Origin of the sequence: Gemmatimonas sp. (genome assembly GCF_044344655.1) — a bacterium.
Lineage (GTDB): Bacteria > Gemmatimonadota > Gemmatimonadetes > Gemmatimonadales > Gemmatimonadaceae > Gemmatimonas.
Map to the genome: position 1 here is coordinate 185545 of NZ_JBIJCN010000001.1, position 22653 is coordinate 208197.

General features: G+C 67.2%; 24 protein-coding genes. 11 read left to right on the forward strand and 13 right to left on the reverse strand.

The features are described from left to right. The first annotated feature begins 50 nt into the window (after positions 1 to 50). Positions 51 to 698, forward strand: coding sequence for a porin family protein (locus tag ACIQ51_RS00920; RefSeq protein ID WP_396203114.1), 648 nt, complete (start codon positions 51 to 53; stop codon positions 696 to 698). A 71-nt stretch (positions 699 to 769) separates the two neighbouring features. Here ACIQ51_RS00920 and ACIQ51_RS00925 read toward each other — a convergent pair whose 3' ends face one another. From ACIQ51_RS00925 to ACIQ51_RS00935, 3 genes are all read right to left on the reverse strand, one after another. After that, positions 770 to 1381, reverse strand: a complete 612-nt coding sequence (locus ACIQ51_RS00925; RefSeq protein WP_396203115.1) for an outer membrane beta-barrel protein — start codon at positions 1379 to 1381, stop codon at positions 770 to 772. Between the two features lie 76 nt (positions 1382 to 1457). Then, positions 1458 to 2033, reverse strand: coding sequence for a hypothetical protein (locus ACIQ51_RS00930; RefSeq protein ID WP_396203116.1), 576 nt, complete (start codon positions 2031 to 2033; stop codon positions 1458 to 1460). 77 nt (positions 2034 to 2110) lie between these two features. Continuing rightward, positions 2111 to 2593 carry a hypothetical protein gene (locus ACIQ51_RS00935; RefSeq protein ID WP_396203117.1) on the reverse strand — a complete coding sequence of 161 codons (483 nt, stop codon included), beginning with the start codon at positions 2591 to 2593 and terminating at the stop codon, positions 2111 to 2113. A gap of 106 nt (positions 2594 to 2699) precedes the next feature. Here ACIQ51_RS00935 and ispG point away from each other — a divergent pair, with 106 nt between their 5' ends. Then, a complete protein-coding gene (ispG, locus tag ACIQ51_RS00940; RefSeq protein WP_396203118.1) occupies positions 2700 to 3935 on the forward strand; it encodes a flavodoxin-dependent (E)-4-hydroxy-3-methylbut-2-enyl-diphosphate synthase in 1236 nt (411 codons plus the stop codon). 77 nt (positions 3936 to 4012) lie between these two features. Here the strand turns inward: ispG and ACIQ51_RS00945 are convergent, their stop codons facing one another. The 7 genes from ACIQ51_RS00945 to ACIQ51_RS00975 all read right to left on the reverse strand — a co-directional run bounded on the left by ACIQ51_RS00945 (position 4013) and on the right by ACIQ51_RS00975 (position 11130). Next, the gene (locus ACIQ51_RS00945) at positions 4013 to 5170 is read right to left on the reverse strand and encodes a YncE family protein (RefSeq protein WP_396203119.1); all 1158 of its coding nucleotides are present in this window, start codon (positions 5168 to 5170) and stop codon (positions 4013 to 4015) included. Beyond that, positions 5167 to 7167, reverse strand: a complete 2001-nt coding sequence (locus ACIQ51_RS00950; protein WP_396203120.1) for a hypothetical protein — start codon at positions 7165 to 7167, stop codon at positions 5167 to 5169. The genes ACIQ51_RS00945 and ACIQ51_RS00950 overlap by 4 nt, the downstream gene beginning before the upstream one ends. 59 nt (positions 7168 to 7226) lie before the next feature. Further along, entirely contained in the window at positions 7227 to 7835 is a 609-nt protein-coding gene (locus tag ACIQ51_RS00955; RefSeq protein WP_396203121.1) for an HD domain-containing protein, read from the reverse strand. A gap of 80 nt (positions 7836 to 7915) precedes the next feature. After that, entirely contained in the window at positions 7916 to 8407 is a 492-nt protein-coding gene (locus ACIQ51_RS00960) for a GAF domain-containing protein (protein WP_396203122.1), read from the reverse strand. Positions 8408 to 8429: 22 nt separating this feature from the next. Then, positions 8430 to 8864, reverse strand: a complete 435-nt coding sequence (locus tag ACIQ51_RS00965) for a DUF6992 family protein (protein WP_396203123.1) — start codon at positions 8862 to 8864, stop codon at positions 8430 to 8432. Between the two features lie 10 nt (positions 8865 to 8874). Then, the gene (locus ACIQ51_RS00970) at positions 8875 to 10557 is read right to left on the reverse strand and encodes a hypothetical protein (protein WP_396203124.1); all 1683 of its coding nucleotides are present in this window, start codon (positions 10555 to 10557) and stop codon (positions 8875 to 8877) included. Positions 10558 to 10623: 66 nt separating this feature from the next. Then, on the reverse strand, positions 10624 to 11130 hold the full coding sequence (locus ACIQ51_RS00975; protein WP_396203125.1) for a plastocyanin/azurin family copper-binding protein: 507 nt from the start codon (positions 11128 to 11130) through the stop codon (positions 10624 to 10626). A 388-nt stretch (positions 11131 to 11518) separates the two neighbouring features. On the opposite strand from ACIQ51_RS00975, the gene hisG reads away from it, so the two are divergent. From hisG to hisIE, 9 genes are read left to right on the forward strand one after another with little or no spacing between them, the layout of a single operon-like run. Then, on the forward strand, positions 11519 to 12397 hold the full coding sequence (hisG, locus tag ACIQ51_RS00980; RefSeq protein WP_396203126.1) for an ATP phosphoribosyltransferase: 879 nt from the start codon (positions 11519 to 11521) through the stop codon (positions 12395 to 12397). Beyond that, positions 12394 to 13725, forward strand: a complete 1332-nt coding sequence (gene hisD / locus ACIQ51_RS00985; protein ID WP_396203127.1) for a histidinol dehydrogenase — start codon at positions 12394 to 12396, stop codon at positions 13723 to 13725. The genes hisG and hisD overlap by 4 nt, the downstream gene beginning before the upstream one ends. Continuing rightward, on the forward strand, positions 13722 to 14795 hold the full coding sequence (locus ACIQ51_RS00990; RefSeq protein ID WP_396203128.1) for a pyridoxal phosphate-dependent aminotransferase: 1074 nt from the start codon (positions 13722 to 13724) through the stop codon (positions 14793 to 14795). Before hisD ends, ACIQ51_RS00990 begins: the two co-directional genes overlap by 4 nt. A 2-nt stretch (positions 14796 to 14797) precedes the next feature. Continuing rightward, entirely contained in the window at positions 14798 to 15418 is a 621-nt protein-coding gene (hisH, locus tag ACIQ51_RS00995) for an imidazole glycerol phosphate synthase subunit HisH (RefSeq protein WP_396203148.1), read from the forward strand. After that, positions 15415 to 16128, forward strand: a complete 714-nt coding sequence (gene hisA / locus ACIQ51_RS01000) for a 1-(5-phosphoribosyl)-5-[(5-phosphoribosylamino)methylideneamino]imidazole-4-carboxamide isomerase (protein ID WP_396203129.1) — start codon at positions 15415 to 15417, stop codon at positions 16126 to 16128. Before hisH ends, hisA begins: the two co-directional genes overlap by 4 nt. Next, positions 16125 to 16673 (forward strand): imidazoleglycerol-phosphate dehydratase, encoded by a 549-nt coding sequence (locus tag ACIQ51_RS01005; RefSeq protein WP_396203130.1) that lies wholly within the window; start codon positions 16125 to 16127, stop codon positions 16671 to 16673. Before hisA ends, ACIQ51_RS01005 begins: the two co-directional genes overlap by 4 nt. 1 nt (position 16674) lies before the next feature. Next, entirely contained in the window at positions 16675 to 17448 is a 774-nt protein-coding gene (gene hisF, locus ACIQ51_RS01010) for an imidazole glycerol phosphate synthase subunit HisF (RefSeq protein WP_396203131.1), read from the forward strand. Further along, positions 17445 to 18248 carry a histidinol-phosphatase gene (gene hisN / locus ACIQ51_RS01015; protein WP_396203132.1) on the forward strand — a complete coding sequence of 268 codons (804 nt, stop codon included), beginning with the start codon at positions 17445 to 17447 and terminating at the stop codon, positions 18246 to 18248. Before hisF ends, hisN begins: the two co-directional genes overlap by 4 nt. Before the next feature lie 17 nt (positions 18249 to 18265). Then, positions 18266 to 18874, forward strand: a complete 609-nt coding sequence (gene hisIE, locus ACIQ51_RS01020) for a bifunctional phosphoribosyl-AMP cyclohydrolase/phosphoribosyl-ATP diphosphatase HisIE (protein ID WP_396203149.1) — start codon at positions 18266 to 18268, stop codon at positions 18872 to 18874. A gap of 67 nt (positions 18875 to 18941) precedes the next feature. On the opposite strand, the gene ACIQ51_RS01025 is transcribed toward hisIE, so the two are convergent. Genes ACIQ51_RS01025 through ACIQ51_RS01035 form a run of 3 tightly spaced genes read right to left on the reverse strand, consistent with a single transcriptional unit; the run spans position 18942 to position 22653 of the window. Beyond that, positions 18942 to 20453 carry a Gfo/Idh/MocA family protein gene (locus ACIQ51_RS01025; protein WP_396203133.1) on the reverse strand — a complete coding sequence of 504 codons (1512 nt, stop codon included), beginning with the start codon at positions 20451 to 20453 and terminating at the stop codon, positions 18942 to 18944. Positions 20454 to 20502: 49 nt separating this feature from the next. Further along, entirely contained in the window at positions 20503 to 21261 is a 759-nt protein-coding gene (locus tag ACIQ51_RS01030) for a DUF429 domain-containing protein (RefSeq protein ID WP_396203134.1), read from the reverse strand. After that, positions 21262 to 22653, reverse strand: a complete 1392-nt coding sequence (locus ACIQ51_RS01035) for a M16 family metallopeptidase (RefSeq protein ID WP_396203150.1) — start codon at positions 22651 to 22653, stop codon at positions 21262 to 21264. It abuts the gene before it with no gap.

A 22653-nucleotide genomic window follows, 5' to 3' on the forward strand; every position in this document is an offset into this window, starting at 1 on the left:
TCAGCCTGCCGACATGTGGGTCGGCAGGCGCTCTTTTTCATGGAGGCAGTATGAAGCGCGTCTTGTTCGCTGCCGTGATCACGGCCAGCCTGATGACCGGGACCTCGGCACTTGCCCAATCGCTCCCCCCAGCCCGCCTGGGGGTGCTTGGCGGCGTGAGTTTCGCCACGCTTGGCGGCGCCGATGTCGATGATGCCAACACGCGCACAGGGTTCGTGGGCGGTGTGTCGCTCACGCTGCCGCTGCGCGAGCGGCTGTCGCTCGAGCTCAACGGCCTCTACTCCCAGAAGGGGGCGAAGGCCTCAGATCAGAGCGAGAGCCTGACCCTCAAATTCGACTACATCGAGGTGCCAATCCTGCTGCGCTACGATTTCACAGCCGAGGGGGTCCGGCCGTTCGTGTCGGGAGGCGTGAGCCTGGCCTATCAGACGTCGTGCGAGGCGAAGGCGGCGACAGCGGACGTGTCGGGAGAAGTCGACTGCTCTACCCTCGATAGCGATCCCGACATCGCGTTCGATGTGAAGAAGTTCGACGCCGGACTGGCGTTCGGTGGCGGACTCGATTTCCCGATGGCCAACGACCGCCTCTTCACGCTTGGAGCGCGCTACGTGCTCGGGGTCACGGACGTCGTCAAGGATCAGACGGTCCGCAACCGTGCGTGGCAGCTCTACGCCGGGTTCTCGGTGCCGCTTCGATAGGCGTACCCTCCCCGGACACAACGAAGGGCTGCCGAACGGCAGCCCTTCGTTGTGTCCGAGTATCGCCTAGCTCAGCGGACGAGGAAGCGCGCACCGACCCGGAATGTGAAGCTGGTCGCCGCCATATCAGCGAACGGAAAAGACTCACCGTTCGCCGTCCAGTCACCGAAGGATCCAGAGGCATACTGTCCGGACACGTCGAAGGCGACCGTAGGCTTGGCGAAGATCTGCACACCCCCACCAAGTCCGCCGCCGATGCTGCGCGCCTTCACATTGAACGCATCAAAGATGTCGGAGGCAATCTCTCGGCGGAGAAGGACGCCTTCCACGTAGGGGCGCGCACGCTTCGTATCGTCGCGGAAGAAGAGACGACCCACACCGCCGATATGCGAGAGGGCGTACTGACCAAGTCCTTCAGCGGCATCGATATTCGCGCGGGCGTACTCGAGACCAATAGAGAAACGCTTGTTGAGCCCGTACATGGCTTCGACCTGGAAACCGGCGCCACTTTCCGTGGTTGTCGTACCGTTTTCAGCGGTGCTGAAGCTTGCGCCGGTCAAGCTCGCGCCAAGCGAGAGCCCCGTGGTCTTGGACAACCGGCCACCAGCTCCCTGCGCCTGAACAACAGCGGGAGCGGCAAGAATAAGTGTCGCGATGAGTCCACGACGCACGTTCCGATGCATCAGTTTCCTTGTCCGGGAGAGAGAAGATTGCCGAGTCGTGACTGGCCGTCACCGACGCGGATTCCCTAGACGGCCGTCAGAACCGCACGCCAAAGGTCAGGGGAAGGTAGCGCAGGCTCGCCCCATCCGTGAACACGTTCACGAACTTCGCCTCGGCAAAGGTGGTGAAGCCGGAGAGCTGGAAGGCGAGGCCGCCGCCGATCTGGAAGCCGAGGTGCGTCGTACTCTGACCGCCGACCGACTCCTTGGAGTCAAATCCCCCGAGACCGGCAAGCAGGTAGGGGCGGGTGGCCGATGTGCCCGCGGCGGGGAAGTCGTACAGAACGTTGCCGACAACGCCGAGGGAGCGGAACGATCCGTTGTTGGCGGCCTCGAAGTTCCAGTTGTCGAAGGTGACATCACCGCGAAAGCGGAGCGACGCGAACGTCGCCGGCGTGATGTATAGGTGTCCGGCGAGAGCGTAGCCGGTCTGCAAGCCTGCCGTGTAGTCACCGGTGGGGAGCGAGACGCCGCCGCTGATGCCGAACATGACCGGCTTCTCGGTCGTGGTGACCTGCGCCGAAAGCGCGGCCGGTGCCGCGAAGGCCGCGAGTGCCGCGAGTGCCGCCATACGGCCAACGACCGATCCCAATGCATGCAATGTGCGCTTCATGATTCCTCCAGTGACAAGACAATGGGGAGTTCCTCTGCCGAACCCGTCGCCGGGTGCGGTGCCGGGCATTCGCCCGGCTACTCCGGTGTTACTTGGACGGCCGTGACGAAGTACTCGGTTTCGCCAAAGCACGACGTTGGGACACCGACATGCTGGGCATAGGTTACCGTCACCCGCTTTCCGCTGAGGGCGGCGATGGCCTTCGCCACTGAATCATCGCGGACCGAAAAGGAGAAGCTGTCGGAGCGGAAACCCTTGGCAATGTCGGTGTACAGGGTGCCTTCCCACGTTTTGCAGAGCCAGCCTTTGCGCGAGATCTTCTGCACGTATCCTGCCCGCGTGCCGTCGGAATAGCTCCACGAGAGCGCCACGGCGGTCCAGGCGGCGAATCCGAGGGCGGGAAGGCCAAGCATCGCGGAAACCGTGACCCCGAGCCAGTGCCGGCGGAGGAACGAGGCCGTGGGCGTGCGGGGGGGGACCGGGGTCCCGCCGGTACCGGCGGCGGGCTGGTCGGCACCAGCCGACGCGGCGGCATATTCGTCTGAGGAGGGCGCGTTCATGCACGGAACTTGGGGAGGACCGCCGGAACGCGCTACCTTTCCCCGTGGCTGCCACACCGGCTCGCGTGGGCCATCGTCCCGCCGCACTCAACAGGATTTTCGCATCGTGTCGTCTTCCGCTTCCGGCTTCGGTCGTCGTCGCGCTACGGTCACCGTGAAGGTGCGTGGCGTCCCCGTGGGCTCTTCCGCCCCGGTGGTCGTGCAGTCCATGACCAACACCGATACGGCAGACGCCGCCGGCACGGCCGATCAGGTTGCCGCGCTGTTCGAGGCGGGGTCGCAAAAGGTGCGCATCACCGTCAACAACGACGAAGCGGCCCAGGCCGTCCCGGAAATCCGCCAGCGCCTCGAGGACAAGGGCCTCGACGTGCCGCTCATCGGCGACTTCCACTACAACGGCCACCTGCTGCTCACCAAGTACCCCAAGACGGCCGCGGCGCTCGACAAGTACCGCATCAATCCGGGCAATGTGGGCACGAAGCACCGCGACACGAACTTCACGACGATCGTGCAGGCGGCGATCGATCACGACAAGCCCGTGCGCATCGGCGTGAACTGGGGGTCGCTCGACCAGAACCTGCTGACCGACATGATGGACGCCAACGCGAACAGCGCCACGCCGCGCGACGCGAAGGACGTGTACATGGACGCGATGCTGGAAAGCGCGCTGCGTTCCGCCGCCCTCGCGGAAGAAGTGGGGCTCGCGCATGACAAAATCATCGTGAGCGCGAAGATCTCGGTGGTGCCCGACCTCGTGGAGTGCTACCGCCGCCTCGCCGCGCGCTGCGACTACCCACTGCACCTCGGGCTCACCGAGGCCGGCATGGGCAACAAGGGCGTGATCGCATCGAGTGCGGCGCTCGCGATCCTGCTGAGTGAAGGGATCGGCGACACGATCCGCGTCTCGCTCACCCCCAAGCCGGGGGGCGATCGCCGCGAAGAAGTGTTCGTGGCGCAGCAGATTCTGCAATCACTCGGCCTTCGCTCATTCGCCCCGCAGGTGACGGCCTGCCCGGGCTGCGGCCGCACCACCAGCACCTTCTTCCAGCGCATGGCGGAAGACATCCAGGGTTATCTGCGCGAGCAGATGCCCGTGTGGCGCGAGAACAAGCCCGGTGTGGTGGACATGAAGGTCGCCGTGATGGGGTGCGTGGTGAACGGGCCCGGCGAGTCGAAGCACGCCAACATCGGCATTTCGCTGCCGGGCACCTTCGAGGAGCCCAAGGCGCCGGTGTACGTGGACGGCAAGCTGTTCACGACGCTCAAGGGTGACCACATCGTGCCGGAGTTCCTCGTGATCCTCAACGAGTACGTGGAACGCACGTACGCGGTGACGGCGTAACGTCCGAACCGCGCAACGGCACGGCAGCGGGGAACGGCGGGCGCCGCTACCGCCCTGCTGTTCCGCTGTTGCGCCGTTCAGCGGGCCGGCAGCACATCGATGCCGCCCGCCTGCTGCCCCACATCCACGCGCGCCACCGTCTTCAGCGCCACAAGATCAATGATCTCCACCGTGCCCGGCTCGCTACCCACGCCCTCGACCGTGACGAACGCGTAGCGGTCGTCGTGCGTGATCGCCACGCCGTGCACCACCCGCCGCTGTGTGGGCAGGGTGACGAGCGTGGCGCCGGTTTTCGTATCGAGCACGCTCACACTCTGCCCGCGCTTGTTGGTGGCCACGAGCTTCGTGCCATCCCGCGTGACGGCAAGATTGTACACGCCGTTCCCCGCGGGAATGCGACGACGCAGCGTCCACGATGCCGCGTCGATCTCGACGAGATCGCTCGTGCCATTGCACGCCACCCATACGGTACGATCGTCGGCGCTGGGCTGCGCCCACGTCGGCGAGCACGTGGTGCTCCCGGCTGCGGGCTGCGCCAGACCGTGCCCGCTCATGTCGTGCCCCGCATGCGCGGCATCAGCGCCGCGCACCAGCGGCGCACCCATCATGCCACGCTCGACCCCCTTGGTCAGGAGAAAGTGGCGCGATACCTGCAGCCCGTCGAGATCAATCTCCACGAGCTGCTCGTCCATCATGCAGGTGCTGTAATGCTTCGTGCCCGCCCGGTTCACGCGGGAGCCGTGCGGCATGGCGCAGGTGGTGATGCGCGCGATTTCCTGCAGGCTGTCGGTGCGCACGACACTCACGTCGCTCGCCACCATATCGCCGTGCAAGTTGAAGTTCACCACCACGACCTTGCTGCCGTCGGGAGTGACCTGCGCCGTCGCTGGGAAATTGCCGAGCATGACCTGCCCCGCGTACGCATTGCTGCGCGTGTCGAACTTCCAGAGCACACCGTACGGTGTGCCGTGCGCGGTGGTCACGTAGTAGTGCGCCCCATCGGGGGTCACGGCCAGGCCGTGCGGCCCGTCGGGATCGGCCAGCATCACCCCCACATCATGCTGCCGCACGACCTTCGCGCCCTGCGGCCCGAACTCGATCACGGCCACGCGGTCCACACTCTCGCTCGCGACCAGCGCGGTGTACGTCTTCTGCGGGAACGGTGCCCCCTGCGCCGCCGCCGTGGATGCGGCGGCGACACCGGCAGCAACAAGCATGGCAACCCGCCGCATCATGGAACGATCGCGGTCTTCTTGGGCTCGGGCTTGGGGTCCATGCGCACGATCCACAGCCCGTTGTACATGTCGTTCACGTAGGCGAGGCCATTGCGCACCACCACGCCCCAGGTCATGGCGGCATTCTTCACGTAGCCGTCCATGTCGCCGGTGTGTACGTGCACCATTTCGCGCTGCTGGGCACGCAGGTCGCCGCGCAGCTCTCCGCTGATATCGAAGGCGCGGAAGCCGGCGTTGTAGGCACCCATGTAGAGCGTGTCGCCAGCCACCCACACGTTGTGTACACCGCCGTACTCGGGCTCATAAAACGCCACGCTCTTCGGCTTGCTGACGTCGCTCACGTCGATCACCTGCAGGCGACCGTAGGCGCGACCGGCACTCGCATCCTTCGCCCCCTTCACCGGCGCGGCGGGAAACACCTCATCGGCAATGAAGACGTAGTTCTTGTGGCGCCAGGCGGTGTGCGTCCCGCGAATGAAGCCCGGGCCACCCGCCGCTTCCACCTGCCGGTACATGTCGTTCAGGTCATACTTGTACTGGCTCACCACCTGCGGATTGCTCGGCGAGCCGCCCTTCACGCCGTTGCCGACGTCGAGAATCACGAGGCCGTCGTTCCAGTAGCTCAGGTAGGCAAGACCGTCCTGCACATCGATGTCGTGGAGCGAACGGCCGGCATCCGGACGCGGCGTCTTCCACACCGCCGCCGTCTTGGGATTGCACGGATCATTCCAATCGATGATGTGGATGGCACCCGTGCCGTCGTTGGTGAGATAGATGTGCGTGCCCCACTTCTCCTGCTTGTACACGAAGGTGCTGTGCACGCCGCCGGTGAGCCCCTCGGTGTAGTCGGCACACTTCTTCGGATGCAGCGGATCGTCGAGGGTCGCGATCACGATGCCGTTCTTGCGATCGCTCGCGCCTTCGCGCGTGAACACGAGGTGCTTGCCGTCCGGGCTGGTCATGATGTCGTTCACGCGACGCGTGTTCTCGACGATCGAATCGGTCACCACCGGCTTGGCCTTGTCGGTGATGTCGATCGTGAACATGCGATCCCCACCCGAGCCGGTGCCCAGGTAGGCGATCTCGCGCGTGGGATGGAGCCACACTTCCTCGGTGGTGAAACCGGTGCGCGGCAGACGCCCCACGACGGTCGCGGGGCGGCGCACATCACGCGGCGTAAGGCGCACCACGGCCTGCGCACTCTGCGTACCGAGGGTGGCGGTCACCACATAGGTGCCGCCTTCGTAGCCGGTGAAGGCGCCGTCGCGGTCAATCACACCTTGACCGGGGCTGAAGCTCCAGCTGGGGGTCAGGCCAGCGAGCGCGCGCCCCGCGGCATCCTTCGCGCTGACGGCAAAGCGGATCACATCGCCGGTGCGGGCGTCCTTCGCGGAGGGCGTGATGGCGAGTGTGCCGATGCGACCGGCCACCACCTGCACCGCGTGCGTGGCGACCGCGCGGTCCACGCGCGCCGTGAGCACGGCGCGCCCCACGCCCTTCGCCTCCACCAGGCCGTCGGCGTTGACCGCCACGATGGCGGTATTGCTGCTGCTCCACTGCACGCGATCGCTGCGCACGTCCCCCGCCGCGCTCTTCACGGTGGGCACGAGCACGATGCGCTGTCCGCCCACGAGCCGGCCGGGGGCCGCGTCGAGCGTAATGCTCGCCGCGGGGCCGGGCACCATGCGCACCTCCACGCGACGCGTGATGGTGGGCTGCCCCGCCATCTGGGCCACGATCGTCACCGGCAACGTGCCCGTGGAACCGGAGCGCACCAGACCATCAGGATCCACCCCGCCTTCGAAGCGACCACCGGCAGCGATGAACCGGATCGTGGCGCCCGACACGGGCTGCCCATTGGCATCGAGTACGCGCGCCCGGAGACGCAGTGTGTCCTCGGCCACCACGACTGGCTCGGCGGGAGAGATCTCGAGCGTGGCAGCCTTGGGCGGCTGGGGCTGCAGAGAGAGAGACGCGACGAAAAGCGGCAGGAACATGGGCGTCGGTCAGCGGTGAGAGGTGAGAGGGGAGAGGAACGGCGCTACGACGGAAACAGTCAGGCCCCTTCGAGCCCGGCCACCGCGTGCTCCAGCTCCGCGACGATCGGCGCATGGAAGCCGATCTCGCGCAGACGGTCCGCCACCCGGCGGTACCACTTCACGGTGCCGTCGCGGCCGGCGCTGAGGCGCCCCCATATGGTCTCGGGAAAGGCCGTGCGGCGCAGGTCGGAGAGAATGGTGTTGGCATTGTGCACCTTGTCGGCGGCGCACACCCAGAGGGCGTCCTCGGCGGCGAGGGAGAGTCGCTGGAGATAGTCCTCCTTGCGATCCTCCGCCGACATCTCGATGCCATCGTCGTCCACCCGGCGCTGCGTGACCGCCAGGACAGTGGCGAGTACCCCGGTACCGAACTTGTGATCGATGCGCTCTTCGAGCATGTCGCGAGTCATGCCCTCCCGCACGCTATCTCCCACCACGTCGTGCAGGATCCCCGCCACGATCGTGTCCTCACCACAGCCGTAGCGGGTGAGAATCACCGCCACGTTGGCCGGGTGCGTGAGGTACGGCAATCGTGTGCCCTTGCGCACCTGCTGATCGTGATGCTTCGCGGCGAACGCGAAGGCGTGGTTGATCCGATCGGAGTAGCCGGTCATGGGTCCGGTCATTGGCAGCAGGGCGTCAGCAGGGCGTCAGCAGGTGACGGCGGAACCGACGGGAAGGCTCGGCGTCAGGCGGGGACGGGAACTTACGTCGTCCGGGCAAACCAAGCCACCAAACGCTCGAGGCCGTCCACGTCGGCGTCGCCGAACGCATCGTGGACTGGCGAGTCGATGTCGAGCACCGCCATCAATGCGCCCGTCGCATCGAACACCGGCACCACAATTTCGCTCTTCGATCGGGCGTCGCAGGCGATATGCCCCGGAAACGCGTGGACGTCGGGCACCACAACGGTGCGCTGCTCGGCTGCCGCCGTGCCGCACACCCCACGGCCGAAGAGGATCTCCTGACAACCGAGCGACCCCTGATAGGGCCCCACGCGCAGCAGGGCCCCGGGGGTAACCACACGGTAAAAGCCCGTCCACAGGTGCCCGAAAGCGTGATGCAGCAGGGCACTCAGCGTGGCCATGCCGGCGATGGCGTCGGTGCTGTCGTCGAGGAGCAGGCGCTGCATGTCAAGGAGCTGCGCATACGCATCGGCGCGCGACACATCGCGCAGGTCGGGAATGACAGGTTCCATAGGTTCTTTCGAAATGAAGGACTCAGCGCAACGGACCAATCGCCAGAATGAGCCGCAGGTCGAGCAAGGCCAGCGCCACCCCCTGCACCATCACCCCGAGACCCGCGCCAACAGCGCCCAGACGACGCTCCCAGCGCCACCCGGTGATCATGAGGGTGACCCCGACGGCAGCATAGCCCACATCGAGACCGGTGTTCAGCCAGAGAATGTTGAGCAGCTTCTGCGTCCCGGCGAAGTCGCGCATGGCCAGGCCCCGCCAGGCCCAGAGGGCGATGAGGCCATTGACGACACCCCACGCGGCGGTCTGAATCGCGAAATGCCGCAGCAGCGGCGCGCTGACCTGACGCACGGTCAACGACGCGAAGAGGGCCGTGCCCCCCAGCACGCTCAGGATCGCCCACACGCCCAGACGCAGGAGATGCCCCTGCTCGAGCGACAAGAGTGTATCTGCCCACATGGATCGGAGACTAGCCGGATGCACGCGAACCGGCCAGCGGCACGTCGCTGGCCCAAAGCACCACGGCGCGGATGCGACGACCGTCGTCGTCGGCCTGGCGCACGGCGCTGGCGAGCCACGCGAGCGGCGTCACGCCGAGCCGCGCACAGAGCACCAGGTCACGATCGGGGGGAAGCACGGGCGCGCGCGCGGTGTCGGTCACGAACACCACGAAGTCGAAGGGCCGGAGCCGCCCGTCGAGGGCACGGCGTGCGTCGGTGTCCTCGGCGCCACCGTGGCCGATGGTCGCATCACTCGCCGATCTGGCGGGACGGTAGCGGTACGACGGCGCGCGGCGGGGCAGGACGAGCGCCACCACCGCATCACGTCCCAGCGACAGCTCGCGCGAGACATCCCAGTCATGATCGTCGGTGTCGGCCGCGCGGGTGCCGCTGCTTTCCAGTACCGAAGCGGGCAGCAGCGGAATGATCGCGCCGGCGCGCTCGGCCGCGTCCACCAGCGCCGTGGCCCGCGACTCGCGCGCCGCGACAGCCGAGAGATTGAGACCGACGGCACCGGCCAGCAGGGGGCGATCGGCAAGCACCTGGACATGCCGCGCCATGCTGCCGATGTGCGACAAGGTAAGGTGCAGCAGGGGCCAGGCGTCGTCGGTGGGCGACAACGCGGGCACCAGCGCATCGCCGCGTCGTGGGGGTCGCCCGAGACGGGCGCCCGCGTCACGATCATGCACGATCACCCGCGAATGGGTGAGCATCTCGAGCTCCCGCGCATCCCCCACCGTGGGGTGTCGCAGCTCGCGCCACAGCGCCACCGAAAATCCGGCCACCACGCCCAGCACCAGCGACGCCAGCAGCATCGCCACCGGTGGAATGGCCACCTTCATGCGTGAACGCATCGCCGCCTTGCGGGCGGCAAGTGCCTCATTGAAGGTGCGCGCATCAGCAAGGGCACGGTCGATCCTCCCCAGGTGCTGTTCCGCAGTACGCGCCGCGTCGGCGAGCAAGGCATCGGGCGGTGGGCTGCCTATCACGGCGGGGGCGGCCGCAGGGGAAACGACGGGCGCATCACCCGGCGCCGGCAGTTCCTGTTCCACCACCTGCACGAGCTGCGCACCAAGCCGAGTGAGGCGCGCGGTCAGCGCGGCGTATCGGGCATCGGGGCCACTCAACGCCGCGTAGGCCTCACGGGCGCGATGGAGCTGTTCGATGGAATCGCGCAGGGCGCGCACTGTACCGGACTGACGAAGCCCCGGTCGCACCAGCGCCGCATCGGCCAGGGCGCGGAAGCTTTCCACCAGTGGGGTCTGTCGCGCGCGCAGCAGCTGCTGCCGCACCGCAGCGAGTAATGAATCGCCCGATGGGAGGGCCGTCACACTCGTCAGGGAGTCGGCGGGGACCAGCCCCAGCGAGTCGGTCGCGAGGGCGTCGGCCATGAGCGCAGCGGCGCGCTGGGCGGTTGCGGCGGCGAGTGAATCGACGGCGGCGCGCCGCATCGTCTGCAGCGCCAGCGTATCTCGCGGGGCCGGCAGCAGAGACAGGGCGGCCGCGAGGTTACGATCGGCCTGCCGCGGGACCAGGATCAGGGTCAACAACACCGTGATCATGACAACCGCGCCGGAGCCGACCATCACAAGGCCGTGCCGCGCAGCATTGCGGGTGCGGGCGGCGAGCCAACGGGCGCGCGGAGAAACCATGCGACTGAAACGAACACGGGGGCCGGCGCTTTGCGCCAGCCCCCGTGACCACCCCGATCCCGTCGTTTACTTGACGGTGATCTTGCCCTTCATGTTCATGGCGAGGTGCGGCGTGCAGTGGTAGTCGTACGCGCCAGCCGGAACGCCAGCGAACGACACCGTGTACTCTTCGTTCGCGTTGAGGAGCATCTTGCCCGAGAGCTCACCAGCCTGCTCCGGCATGTTGGCCGTGAGGGCCGTCTTCGCTTCCGGCGAGAGCGCGGCCGCGTCGAACGCCACGTTGTGCGGGCCGCCCGACACCATCACGAACTTGATGCCGTCGCCAGCCGCGATCGTGATTTCTGCCGGCTCAAAGCGGTAGCCCTGACCGTCACCCACCATGTTCACCGTGTGCGTGGTGCCCGTGATCGGGGCCATCGCACCGGCCGCCGGCGCCGCCGGAGCCGCAGGAGCCGCCGCCGCCGCCGAAGCGCCAGCCGCCGCCGTGTCCGTCGTCGCCGCGCTGTCACCACCGCCGCACGCGCCGAGCAGGATCGCCGCGCCGGTCACCACCGCAAAGCCGAGAAACCGCATGTTTGTAGGCCTCCAGAGCCTATATCGGAAATTTCCTTTCAACAGACCGCGAGGGCGGTCTGCGTCCGCAGGGCCCTGCGAACCTTGTGAACTTATTCACAAGTAGGGCGAACGCCAAGGCCCCCGGCTGGCCGACTCAGACTTGACGCCCCGATCCGACACGGCTACCCTCCCAAGGCTATGCTGACGTCTCGCCACACCCACCATCATGCGCATCACAGCCACGGCCCGACGGGTCGGGGTGACGTGTGCGTGATGGGGTAAGCAGCAGCCTACACCCGCACCACGGCGACCCTCGGCCCGTCCCTCTGGACGGGCCTTTTTTGTTGCCCGTGCCCGTGGATCGGACCGCCGCCGTCTCCGCTTTCCTCTTGCTCCATCATTCCAGATGCTGAGAATCGCCCTCCCCAACAAGGGTCGCCTAAGCGAAGACACCCGCGAACTCTTCAATGACGCGGGACTCGAAGTCCGTTCGTCCGGAGAGCGCGCCCTCACGGCCTCACTCGGCGGTGAATTCGAGGCCATCTTCGTCCGCGCTCAGGACATCCCCGAATTCGTCGCCGACGGCGCCGCCGACGTGGGCGTGACGGGATGGGACCTCGTGAATGAGTCGGGCCGGGCGCTCACGTCCCACCTCGACCTCGGCTTCGGCAAGTGCCGCCTGGTGGTCGCCGCCCGCGAGGAATCGGGAATCCGCTCCGTCGACGACATCGGGCGCGACGGCAGCCGGGTGCGCGTGGCCACGGTCTTTCCCAACATCACCCGGCGCTTTTTTGAACAGGCCGGCCGTCCCGTGGACGTGGTGCCCGTCTCCGGCGCCGCCGAAATCGCCCCGCACCTCGGGATCGCCGACGTGGTCGTGGACCTCACCTCCACCGGCTCCACCCTGCGCGTGAACGGCCTGCGCGAAATCGATATCGTGCTGCGCTCGAGCGCGCACCTCATCACCGCCGAAGGCGGTCCGCGCAACGGCGACAGCCGCCGCAAACAGGAGCTGGAGGATCTCGTCACCGCCCTGGCCTCGGTGATCCGTGCCCGCGGCCAGCGCTACCTCATGGCCAACGTGCCGCGCGCGGCGCTCGAGCAGGTCCGCGACGTGCTCCCCGGCCTCAACGGCCCCACGGTCATCGAGATCGCCGAGTCGTCCAAGTACGTCGCCGTGCACGCCGTCGTGAGTGCCGCCACGATCTATCGCACGATCTCGCAGCTGCGCGCGCTTGGCGGTGAAGGCATTCTCGTCACGCGCATCGAGAGGCTGGTGCCGTGAGCCGCACCGCCTCGACGGTCGTCCTGCGCGCCTTCGGACCACTCGCGTCACTCGACACCGCCACGCGCACGGCCATCGTGGATCGCGCCGCCACCACCGACGGCACGGTGCGCACGCGGACCGCGGCGATCATCGAGCAGGTGCGGGCGCGCGGTGACGCCGCGCTGTTCGACTTTGCACGGGACTTCGACGGGGTCTCGCTGGCAGCGCTCGAAGTGCCGCGCGCCGAGTGGGATGCCGCGCTGGTCACCCTCGACCCGGCCCTGCGCACGTCGCTCGAGCGCGCCGCGAAGAACATTGCCACAGTGCACGCCGCGTTCCGCCCGTCGGAGACGGTCTGCTCGCCGGAGCCCGGCATCACGGTGGGGCGCCGTCCCGATCCGCTGCAGCGCGTGGGGATCTACGCGCCGGGCGGACGCGCCGCCTATCCGAGTTCACTCCTCATGGGCGCAATTCCCGCGCGCGTCGCCGGCGTGAACGAAGTGATCGTGTGCTCACCGCCCGGTCCTGACGGGCGTCCATCGCCGGTGGTGCTGGCGGCGGCAGCGCTCGCCGGCGTAGACCGGGTGTTCGCGCTGGGTGGCGCCGGGGCGATCGCCGCGCTCGCCCTCGGCACCGCCAGCGTGCCGCGCGTGGATCGCATCATGGGCCCCGGCAATGCGTATGTGGCCGAGGCCAAGTTGCAGCTCGTGAACCGCGTAGCGATCGACTCCCCGGCGGGCCCCAGTGAGCTGCTGGTACTCGCCGACAGCAGCGCCAGCGCCGATGCGGTCGCGCGCGAGATGATGGCACAGGCGGAGCATGACCCCGACGCGGCGGTCATCGCCGTGCTGGCAGGGAATGACGTCGCGGTGCTCGCTCAGGACATCCGTGACGCGCTCGATGCGCAACTCGCCGTCGCACCACGCGCAGAGGTGGTGCGAACCTCCCTGCGGGCGCGCGGAGCCATCGTGACCATGCCCGAACTCGACGACGCCATCGCGTTCACCAACGTATGGGCGGCTGAACATCTGCTGCTGGTGGTGCGCGACGACGTGCGTGCCACTGCGCTCGCGGCGCTCCGTAGCGCCGGCACGATCTTCGTGGGCGCCTCCAGCAGCGTGGCCTACGGCGATTACATGACCGGTGCCAACCACGTGCTCCCCACCGCCGGCGCCGGGCGCAGCTACTCGGGGCTCAGCACACTCGACTTCGTACGCTGGACGACGTGGCAGGAAGTAACGCCCGCCGCGGCGGCCTCGCTGGCGGAAGACGTGGGCCGCTTTGCCGACGCCGAAGGGTTGCCGGCACACGCTGCCGCCGCCCGCGCATGGGGGGGGGCGCAATGAGCGACAGACTCGCATTTGCCAGAGCGCTCTACGACGCGGTCCCGCTCTACGATCCAAAGCGTACCCCCGTCGACCTCGACCTCACCGACAACACCAATCTGTGGGGCCTTCCGCCCGTCGCCGAGCGCACGCTTCGCGAGATCCCGGTGCACCGCATCACACGCTATCCGTCGCTGTATGCCGCGGAGCTTAAGGAGGCACTGGCCGGATTCGTGGGCGCTACCGCCGACCGCCTCGTGACGGGGTGTGGCTCCGATGACATCCTCGACAGTGCCATGCGCGCGTTCGGCGAACCGGGCAGCGTGGTCGCCAGCAGCGAACCGAGTTTCGCGATGATCCCGATCTTCGCGCAGATGAACGGGCTGCAGTACGTGGGCATCACGGAAACCGCCGATCATCAGCCCGATCTCGACGCACTGCTGGCCACGAAGCCACGCATCCTGTACCTCTGCTCACCCAACAATCCCACGGGCGCGTTGCTTCGCCGCGAGACACTCGAACGCGCCGTGCGCGAGGCACCGGGTGTGGTGTTTCTCGACGAAGCCTACGCGGAGTTCAGCGGCGTGTCCGCCGTGGATCTCGCCATGCGCGTCGACAATCTGCTGATCGTTCGCACGATGTCGAAAGCGTTCGGCCTCGCGGGGCTGCGCATCGGCTACGGCATCGGGGCGCCGGCGTTGGTGCGCGACGTGGAGAAGTCGCGTGGTCCCTACAAGCTCAACGCGATGGCCGAACAGGTGGCGCTTGCCGCGTTGCATCACGACATGCCGTGGGTGAACGCCCAGGTGGCACTGGCCGTGGAGAACCGGGAGCGTTTGGCGGCAGCGCTGCGCGACCGCGGCTTCACGCCACTGGCAACACACGCCAACTATGTCTGTGTGCCGGTGCCCAATGCCGTGGCCGTCGGGCAGGCGCTCCGCACCCTCGGCGTGGCGGCGCGGCCCTTTGCGCACCTGCCACACGTGGGCGACACGCTGCGCATCAGCGTGGGACCGTGGGTGCTGATGGAGCGCTTTCTTGCCGCCTTCGACGAGGCCGCAGCAACGGTGAACGGCGGTGAGGCCACATGAGCCTGCGGGTATCGTTATTTGACTACGGCGCCGGCAACCTGCACTCGCTGGTCAAGGCGCTCGAAGCCGGCGGGGCCACGGTGCGGGTAGAGACCGATCCGGCGGCCGCGGTGCGCGACACGCAGGCCTTGGTCCTCCCGGGCGTCGGCGCCTTCGCACCCGCCGCGGCGCGTATGGCCCCGGGGCTGCACGTCATGCGCGAGGCGCTGCACCGCGGATTGCCGGCGCTTGGCATCTGCCTCGGCATGCAGTTGCTCTTCGATGCCAGCGACGAGGGCCCGGGAGCGGGGCTTGGCATCGTGCCCGGTCGCGTCGCGCGACTGACCGCCGAGCGCGTGCCGCAGATCGGCTGGAACCGTCTCGTCGATGTGCGGGAGCCGCTGCTGTCTTCGGCGTCGCTCGACGTGGCCTACTATGCCAATTCGTTCGTGGGGCGCCCCACCGCCGAAGGTAGGACCTTCGTGACCGCCTGGAGCGAGCACGAGGGGGACCGCTTCCCGGCCTCCGTGCGCCGAGGAAACGTGATCGGCACGCAATTTCATCCAGAGAAGTCGAGCGCACCGGGTGTGGCCTTCGTGCGTGCCTTCCTCGACTTCGCGACCTCACAGCGGAGCTCCGTATGATCGCCATTCCAGCCGTGGATCTCCGCGGCGGCAAGTGTGTCCAGCTGGTGGGTGGCGACTACGACGTCGAGAGGGTGCGGCTCGACGATCCGGCCAGTGTGGCGCGTGAGTGGGTACACGAGGGCTTCTCGCGTTTGCACGTGGTCGACCTCGACGCGGCGACGAGTCGCGGGCACAACACCGAGATCATCCGCGAGATCCTGCACAACGCGGGCGTACCGGTACAGGTGGGCGGCGGTGTCCGTGACGACTCGCGCATCGAGCGGCTGCTCGATGAGGGCGCCGAGTGGGTGGTGGTGGGCACGCGCGCCGTGGAAGACGAGGACTGGCGTGGCGAGATGGCACACCGCTTTCCGGGGCGACTGATCATCGCGGCCGATGTGCGTGACCGTTTGGTCGTCACGAAGGGCTGGGCGGAAACGTCGCGCCGCAACGTGATCGACTTCGTGGAAGAGCTGCGCGGACTGCCGCTGGGTGGCGTACTGGTGACCGCGGTGCACCTCGAAGGGCAGATGCAGGGCACAGACCTGCCGTTGATGGAAGACGTGGCGGAGGCGAGCGCGTGGCCCGTCTACGCGAGTGGTGGCGTGAGCAGTCTGGAAGACATGCGGGCGCTCGAGCATCGCGGCCTGGCCGGCGCGGTCTTGGGCATGGCACTGTACACAGGCGCGATTGATCCGCGCCGTCTCGCTGAGGAGTTCGGCACATGACCGTCGTCGTGAGAACATCGAAGGAAACGCAGATCCGGATCGCGCTCGATGAAACGTCGACGGAAACTGCCGCGATCGAGACCACCGAGCCGTTTCTCGACCACATGCTCGTGGCGCTGTCGAAGTACTCGGGGGTGGCGTTCAACATCGAGGCCAAGGGTGACCTCCGCCACCACCTCATCGAGGATGTGGCGATCGCACTGGGGCAGGCGTTTGCGGTGCACACGCCGGCCACCTGTGCGCGGTACGGTGAGCGTACGGTGCCCATGGATGATGCGCTCGTGCAGGTCGTGCTCGACATGGGGGGGCGTCCGTACTACCGAGGCCCGCTGCCCAGCGGCATCTACGATCACTTCATGCGCTCCTTCGCCGACAACGCGAAGGCCACCCTGCACGTGCGGGTGCTGCGCGGTACCGACAAGCACCACATCATCGAGGCGGCGTTCAAGGCGCTGGGGTTGGCGCTGCGCGAGGCGCTCGTGGAAACGGGCACGGTGTTCAGCACCAAGGGCTCCGTGACGCTCGAGATCAACGGACAGACCTGAGATGCTCACCCGGCGCGTGATCGTCTGCCTGGATGTGAAGGGCGGACGTGTGGTGAAGGGGGTGAACTTCGTGGGGTTGCGCGATGTGGGCGACCCCGTGGTGCTCGCCGAGCGCTACGAGATCGAGGGCGCCGACGAGATCACCTTCCTCGACATCTCGGCCAGTGCGGAGGAGCGCGCCACCTTGTTGGATGTAGCGCGTCGGACGGCCGAACGGCTGTTCATCCCGCTGACCATCGGCGGCGGGATACGCACCGCCGACGACGTGGCACGTGCGCTGCGCGCCGGCGCCGATAAGGTATCGCTCAACTCCTCGGCGGTAACCAATCCCGAAGTGCTGACCGCTGCGGCGGAGCGCTTCGGTGCGCAGTGCGTGGTGGCGAGCATCGATGCCAAACAGAACGCCGAGGGCGTGTACAAGGTGTGGGTGAAGGGCGGACGCGAGGAAACCCCGCTGGAAGCGGTGGCGTGGGCGCAGGAGTGCGTAGCGCGTGGTGCTGGTGAGATCCTCCTCACCAGCATCGATCGTGACGGAGCGCGTACGGGATACGACCTCGAGATCACGCGCGCGGTCGCAAAGGCCGTCAACGTGCCGGTGATCGCATCGGGTGGGGCGGGAACTGCGCAGCATCTGGTGGACGCCGTGCAGCAGGTGCACGCGGACGCGGTGCTTGTGGCCGGCATCCTACACGATGGACTCACGACGGTACAGGCACTCAAGGACGTGATGCGCCATGCCGGGATCGTGGTGCGCAGCGCCGGAGCAGCCACATGAGCACTGTCCGCTACAATGAGTCGCCGGCGTCGCTCATGCAGGCGGCTGCCGAGGTGGCGAAGTTCGCCGCAGACATCGCGATGGGGTGGTACCACAGCAGCGTGCAGGTGGAGACGAAGGGCGATGGGTCTCCCGTGACGATCGCTGACCGCGAGGCGGAGCGGCAGACGCGCGCCTGGTTGCAGGAGCGCTTTCCGGAGTACGGCCTGTTCGGTGAAGAGTTCGAGGCCGTACGCCCCGAGGCAAAACGGCGGTGGATCCTCGACCCAATCGACGGCACCAAGGCCTTCGTGCGGGGCGTCCCGCTATGGGGAACGCTCATCGCGTGCTGTGAGGGCGATACCGTACTTGCCGGTGCCGCGTGTTATCCGGCCGTGAATGAACTGATCGCGGCAGCGCCTGGCGAAGGGTGCTGGTGGAACGGGACGCGGGCGAGCGTATCATCGGTGAGCACTCTCGCCGAGGCCACGCTTGTGACCACCGATGAGCGCTTTCTCGACCGGCCGCATCGCCGCGCCGCGTGGCAGACGCTGTCGAGTGAGGTGGCGGTGTGTCGCACGTGGGGCGACTGCTATGGCTATCTGCTCGTGGCAACCGGTCGGGCGGAGATCATGGTGGACGATATCGTGAACCCGTGGGACGCCGCCGCCATGTATCCGCTCATCACGGAAGCCGGCGGGCGCTTCAGCGACTGGCGCGGCTGCGACACGGCATTCGGTGGCAACGTGATCGCCACCAACTCGGCGCTGGCTAATGCGGCACGTCGTCCGCTGCTCGAATCGGGAGATCATTCTGCATGACCGCTCAGAACCAGACGATGCTGAATCTCGAGACCGTGAACTTCGCCAAGGGGGGCGGCCTCGTAACCGTGGTGGCGCAGGATGCGCACAGTGGTGCAGTCCTGATGATTGCCCATGCAGACCGCGAAGCACTGGAGCACACCGTCCGCACCGGTGAGATGCACTATCGGTCGCGCAGCCGTGGGCTGTGGCACAAGGGCGGCACCAGCGGCAACGTGCAGCGCGTGGTGTCGCTCACGCTCGACTGCGATGGCGATGCGGTGTTGGCTCGGGTGCTGTCGGCCGGCCCTGCCTGCCACAATGGAACCACCTCATGCTTTCGCGAAGAAGCCGTGGCGGCTGAGGTGTTCGGCAGGCTCGATGCCACCATTGCGCTCCGGCATCAGGGTGGCGGAGCGAGTGGCGAGAAGCCGAGTTACACCCAGAAGCTGCTCGGGGACCGCAACCTGCGTCTCAAGAAGCTCGGCGAAGAAGCCGTGGAGCTTGCCACCGCATGCGTGGACGGTGATCGCGCGCGGGCCGCCGAGGAGGTGGCCGATCTGATCTACCATGCCATGGTGGCATTGCATGCGGTGGGCGGCACGATCGACGACGTGCGCCAGGTGCTCGCAAAGCGCGCCTCCTAGCGATCAGCGCCGTGAGATAATTAAGCGACGCGCGCGACGCGGGCGCGCGATACGTGAGCTGTACGCATCAGAGTTCCCAACCCTTTCGGTAGGCACGCGTGAGGTACTGGTTGGCTTCGGGGGCATTCGTGAACTGCATCGTCTCGGCGTCGTAGAGCACCTTGCGTCCCTGTCCGGCACGGAGCGCGGCGATGCCTAGCAGCATCGTTTCGGTGAGCGGGGCGGCCTGCGAGAACGGCGAGCTCGCTGTGGCCTCGCCTTTCGATGCCTGGATCCAGTTCTGCTCGTGCGACACCGTGATGCGCGGAATACTCTTGGCCACCGCCTCGGCCTTCTTCGCCGTCCCCTCGGGATAGATGCGCGGCCGGCTACCGTACGTTTCGTGAATGAGCATGCCCTTGTCGCCGATGATCATCGCGCCGCCGCCGTCGCTGCCGGGGTTGGCAATGGGCGCATCATCGGGAAGCATCGCGGGACGGGGCGGGAGCAGGCCGCCGTCGTACCAGTAGAGATCCACCGGACCACGCTTGCCCACGGCGGGATATTCGAACTGCGCCATCATCGCCAGCGGATAGGTGGCAGGGTTCTTCTCACCGCCACCCCAGGGGCTCGAGCTCGCCGTGATGCTGGTGGGATACGTGAGTTCGAGCGCAGTGTAGGCCTGATCGATGAGGTGCGCACCCATGTCACCAATCGCGCCCACGCCGAAGTCGAGCCAGCCACGCCACGCGAACGGATGATAGGCGGGGTGATAGGGAATTTCCGGCGCGGGGCCGAGGTAGAGATCCCAGTTGAACCCTTCCGGCGGCGAGTGATCGTTGCTGGCCATGAGATTGCGCACGGCGTTGTCCACCGTACCCATGTTCCACTGCGGGCGCGGATTGCTGTTGATCACCGCGGCACCCGCGGGGCGCGGACGCGGAATGCCCTGCGCCCAATAGCGCACGGGGCGATCGGTCCACACATGCACCTCGTGCACCTTGCCCAACACACCGGAGCGCACAATCTCGGTCACCCGATGCGAGCCCTCCATGGAGTGCCCCTGATTGCCCATCTGCGTGACGACCTTCGGGTTCTCCGCTGCCTTCTTCGCGAGCAGGCGAGACTCGTAGACCGAATAGGCGAGCGGCTTCTGGACGTACACGTGCTTGCCGAGTGACATCGCGGCGAGCGCGATGGTGGCATGCAGGTGGTCTGGGGTGGCGATCAGGACGGCATCGATGTCCTTCTGCTTGTCGAGCATCTGCCGGAAGTCGGCGTACTTTGCCGCCTTGGTGTAGGCCTCGCCAAGCGCCACGTTTTCTGACGTGGGCTGCCCCTCGCGGGGCTTGAGCCGCCCCTGCAGCGAACGCTCCACGTACGGGAAGTCCACGTCGCACACCGCCACGATGTTCTCCGTGAGCATCTGCGACATGTTGCTCATGCCCATGCCACCGATGCCGACGCAAGCGATGTTGAGCTTGCTGCTAGGCGCACGGTACCCCTGACCACCGAGGACATGACGGGGAACGATCATGGCACCCATGGCCAGCGTGGCACTGGTACCGACGAAATCGCGGCGGGAGTAGGGAGTGGACATGGCGAGGAGGGAGGTCGGGGTCAGGCCGTGGGGCGCGGGAGGACGGGGGTCAGGCGGAAGACGTACCGGCACCCTGCGAGGCGTGGGACGCGGTCGCTGGGATCATGATATAGCCCTCGCGCCAGCTTCCGTCGAGGCGAAAGGGGGCGGCACCGGCAAGCGTGACTGCGTCGTGGTCACCACTGGCCCAGCGCACACCGGCGACGCCACCCACCACGGCCTGCAGCTGGTCGTGCGTGAGCGGCGTGACCGCGGGCGTGATGGCAATCCCCGTTCCCTGCTCGAATCGGTGCACGGCCGCCTCGAGGTCGTGCGGTCGCGTCTTCGACTTGGCCGGCAAGGGTTCAAGACGCAGTGCGCGCCACGCCGCCGTGGGAAAGCTCTCGGTGACGAACGGGGCATTCGCCTCACCGTCGGTGCCGGGGAGACGGTATCCGAGCTGCATGGTGAGCCGCTCGAACAGCGCGATCGAGAACGCGGTGAAGGCCAGATAGCTGCGCGGCTTCACGCCATCGGGGGGAAGCCCCGTCTTTCCGGGGGCACGCACGGCTTTCTCGCTCAGTCGGCAGTGCAGCGACTCGGTGTCAGGCGCCTTCCACCCCAGCGGCCCGTCGATGCAGAGGCCGGCCACCGCATGGGTGCGAGCCGTCTCGTGCAGCCAGTCGGCCAGCTGCCCAGGGTGGGGGGTGCCAGTCAACGGAAGATCGAGGCGCTGTGCCATCGTCCGGCCGCCATCGCGCGCGAGGAGGGCAACGCCGATAGCCGTATACGACGCGTAGGCGAGATCAACGGAAAGGACGCGGGTCACTCAGAAGCGCAGCAGCCGCGCCGGCGTGACCTTGGCGGGATCACCTACGTAGGCCCAACGCACCGTGCGCATGTACGTGCGCGCAGCGCGCTGGATGTCGAGCGGCGTGACCGCGCGCAGCTCCTGCACGAAGCGGGACGCGCGGCGGAAGTCGCCCTGATAGAGCTCGGCGCGTGCCAGCATATTGGCCTGATCGGCGTTCGTTTCGTTGTCGAGGAAGTAGGTCACGATGAACTGTTGCACCAGCTGATCGAGTCCTTCCGCGGTGATGATGCCATCCTGCAGCGCCTGCACCTGCTGCAGCATGATCGACAGCACCTCGTCGGGCTGCGTGGTGGTCACGTACAAACCACCAAGGGAGAACGCCCGCTCCACGAAGGGCGCGTTGACCGAATAGGAGAGATTGCGGCGCTGACGGACCTCGCCGAAGAGCCGGCCCGACAGCACGGCGCAGGCGAGACGCAGCGCGGCGTAATCGCTGCTGCTGGCCTTCGGACCGTGGAAATACCCCTGTAGATAGTTCGTGGGGAGCGTGCGCTTTTCCACCACGTAGGCCCCCGGGAGATCGGCCGGCGGATCCGGCAGCGACCAGGCGTAGCTGCCGCGCGGTAACCGACCGATCGTTTCGCGCACCAGCCGTTCCACCTTGCTGCGCGACACGTTGCCCACCACGACCAGCATCATGCGCGATGTGACCATCTGCGTGCTCTGGTACTGCCGCAGCTTCTGCGCGGTGATGCGCTTGTAGGACTGTTCCGTACCGGTGGGTTCGAGCGCATACGGATGCCCGGCGAAGGCGATACTGTCGGAGAGGAACTCGAGCAGCGCATCGGGGCTGTCCTTGCGCTGGGCCACGGCGGTGGCGAACTGCTCGCGCACGAACTCCACATCGGCCGTTTCGAGACGCGGGGCCATGAGGCGATCGGCAAGGATGGCCCAGGTGCTGTCGAGCCCCGCCGTGGTCGCGCGCAGCCCCACACTGGTCCAGTCGGCGCCGGCGCTCACCCCGATCGCACTGCCGAGCGCAGCCATCTTGGTGCGGAGCACATCGCGGGGATACTTCTGCGTGCCACGCTCACTGGCTTCGAGCAGCATCAGCTCGATTCCCTGCGTTTCCGGGGTAAGCTGACGGGCACCACCAAGCAGGTAGAGATTGGCGGCGACCACGTTGTTGGCGGTCACCCGACGCATGATCACGGGGATGCCGCTCACCTCGAACTTCATCGTGAGCGAATCGTCGCCCATGATGGCGGGGCTCATGGGCGGCTCGGCGGGCGCGGGCGCGGCTCGCGTGGTGGCGGGCCGACGGGGCGGCGCCTTACGCGTCGCCTGCTGCGCCTCGAGGGCGCCGGCTGCGAGGAACAGCGACGCGGCACACAGGGAGCGGAGCAT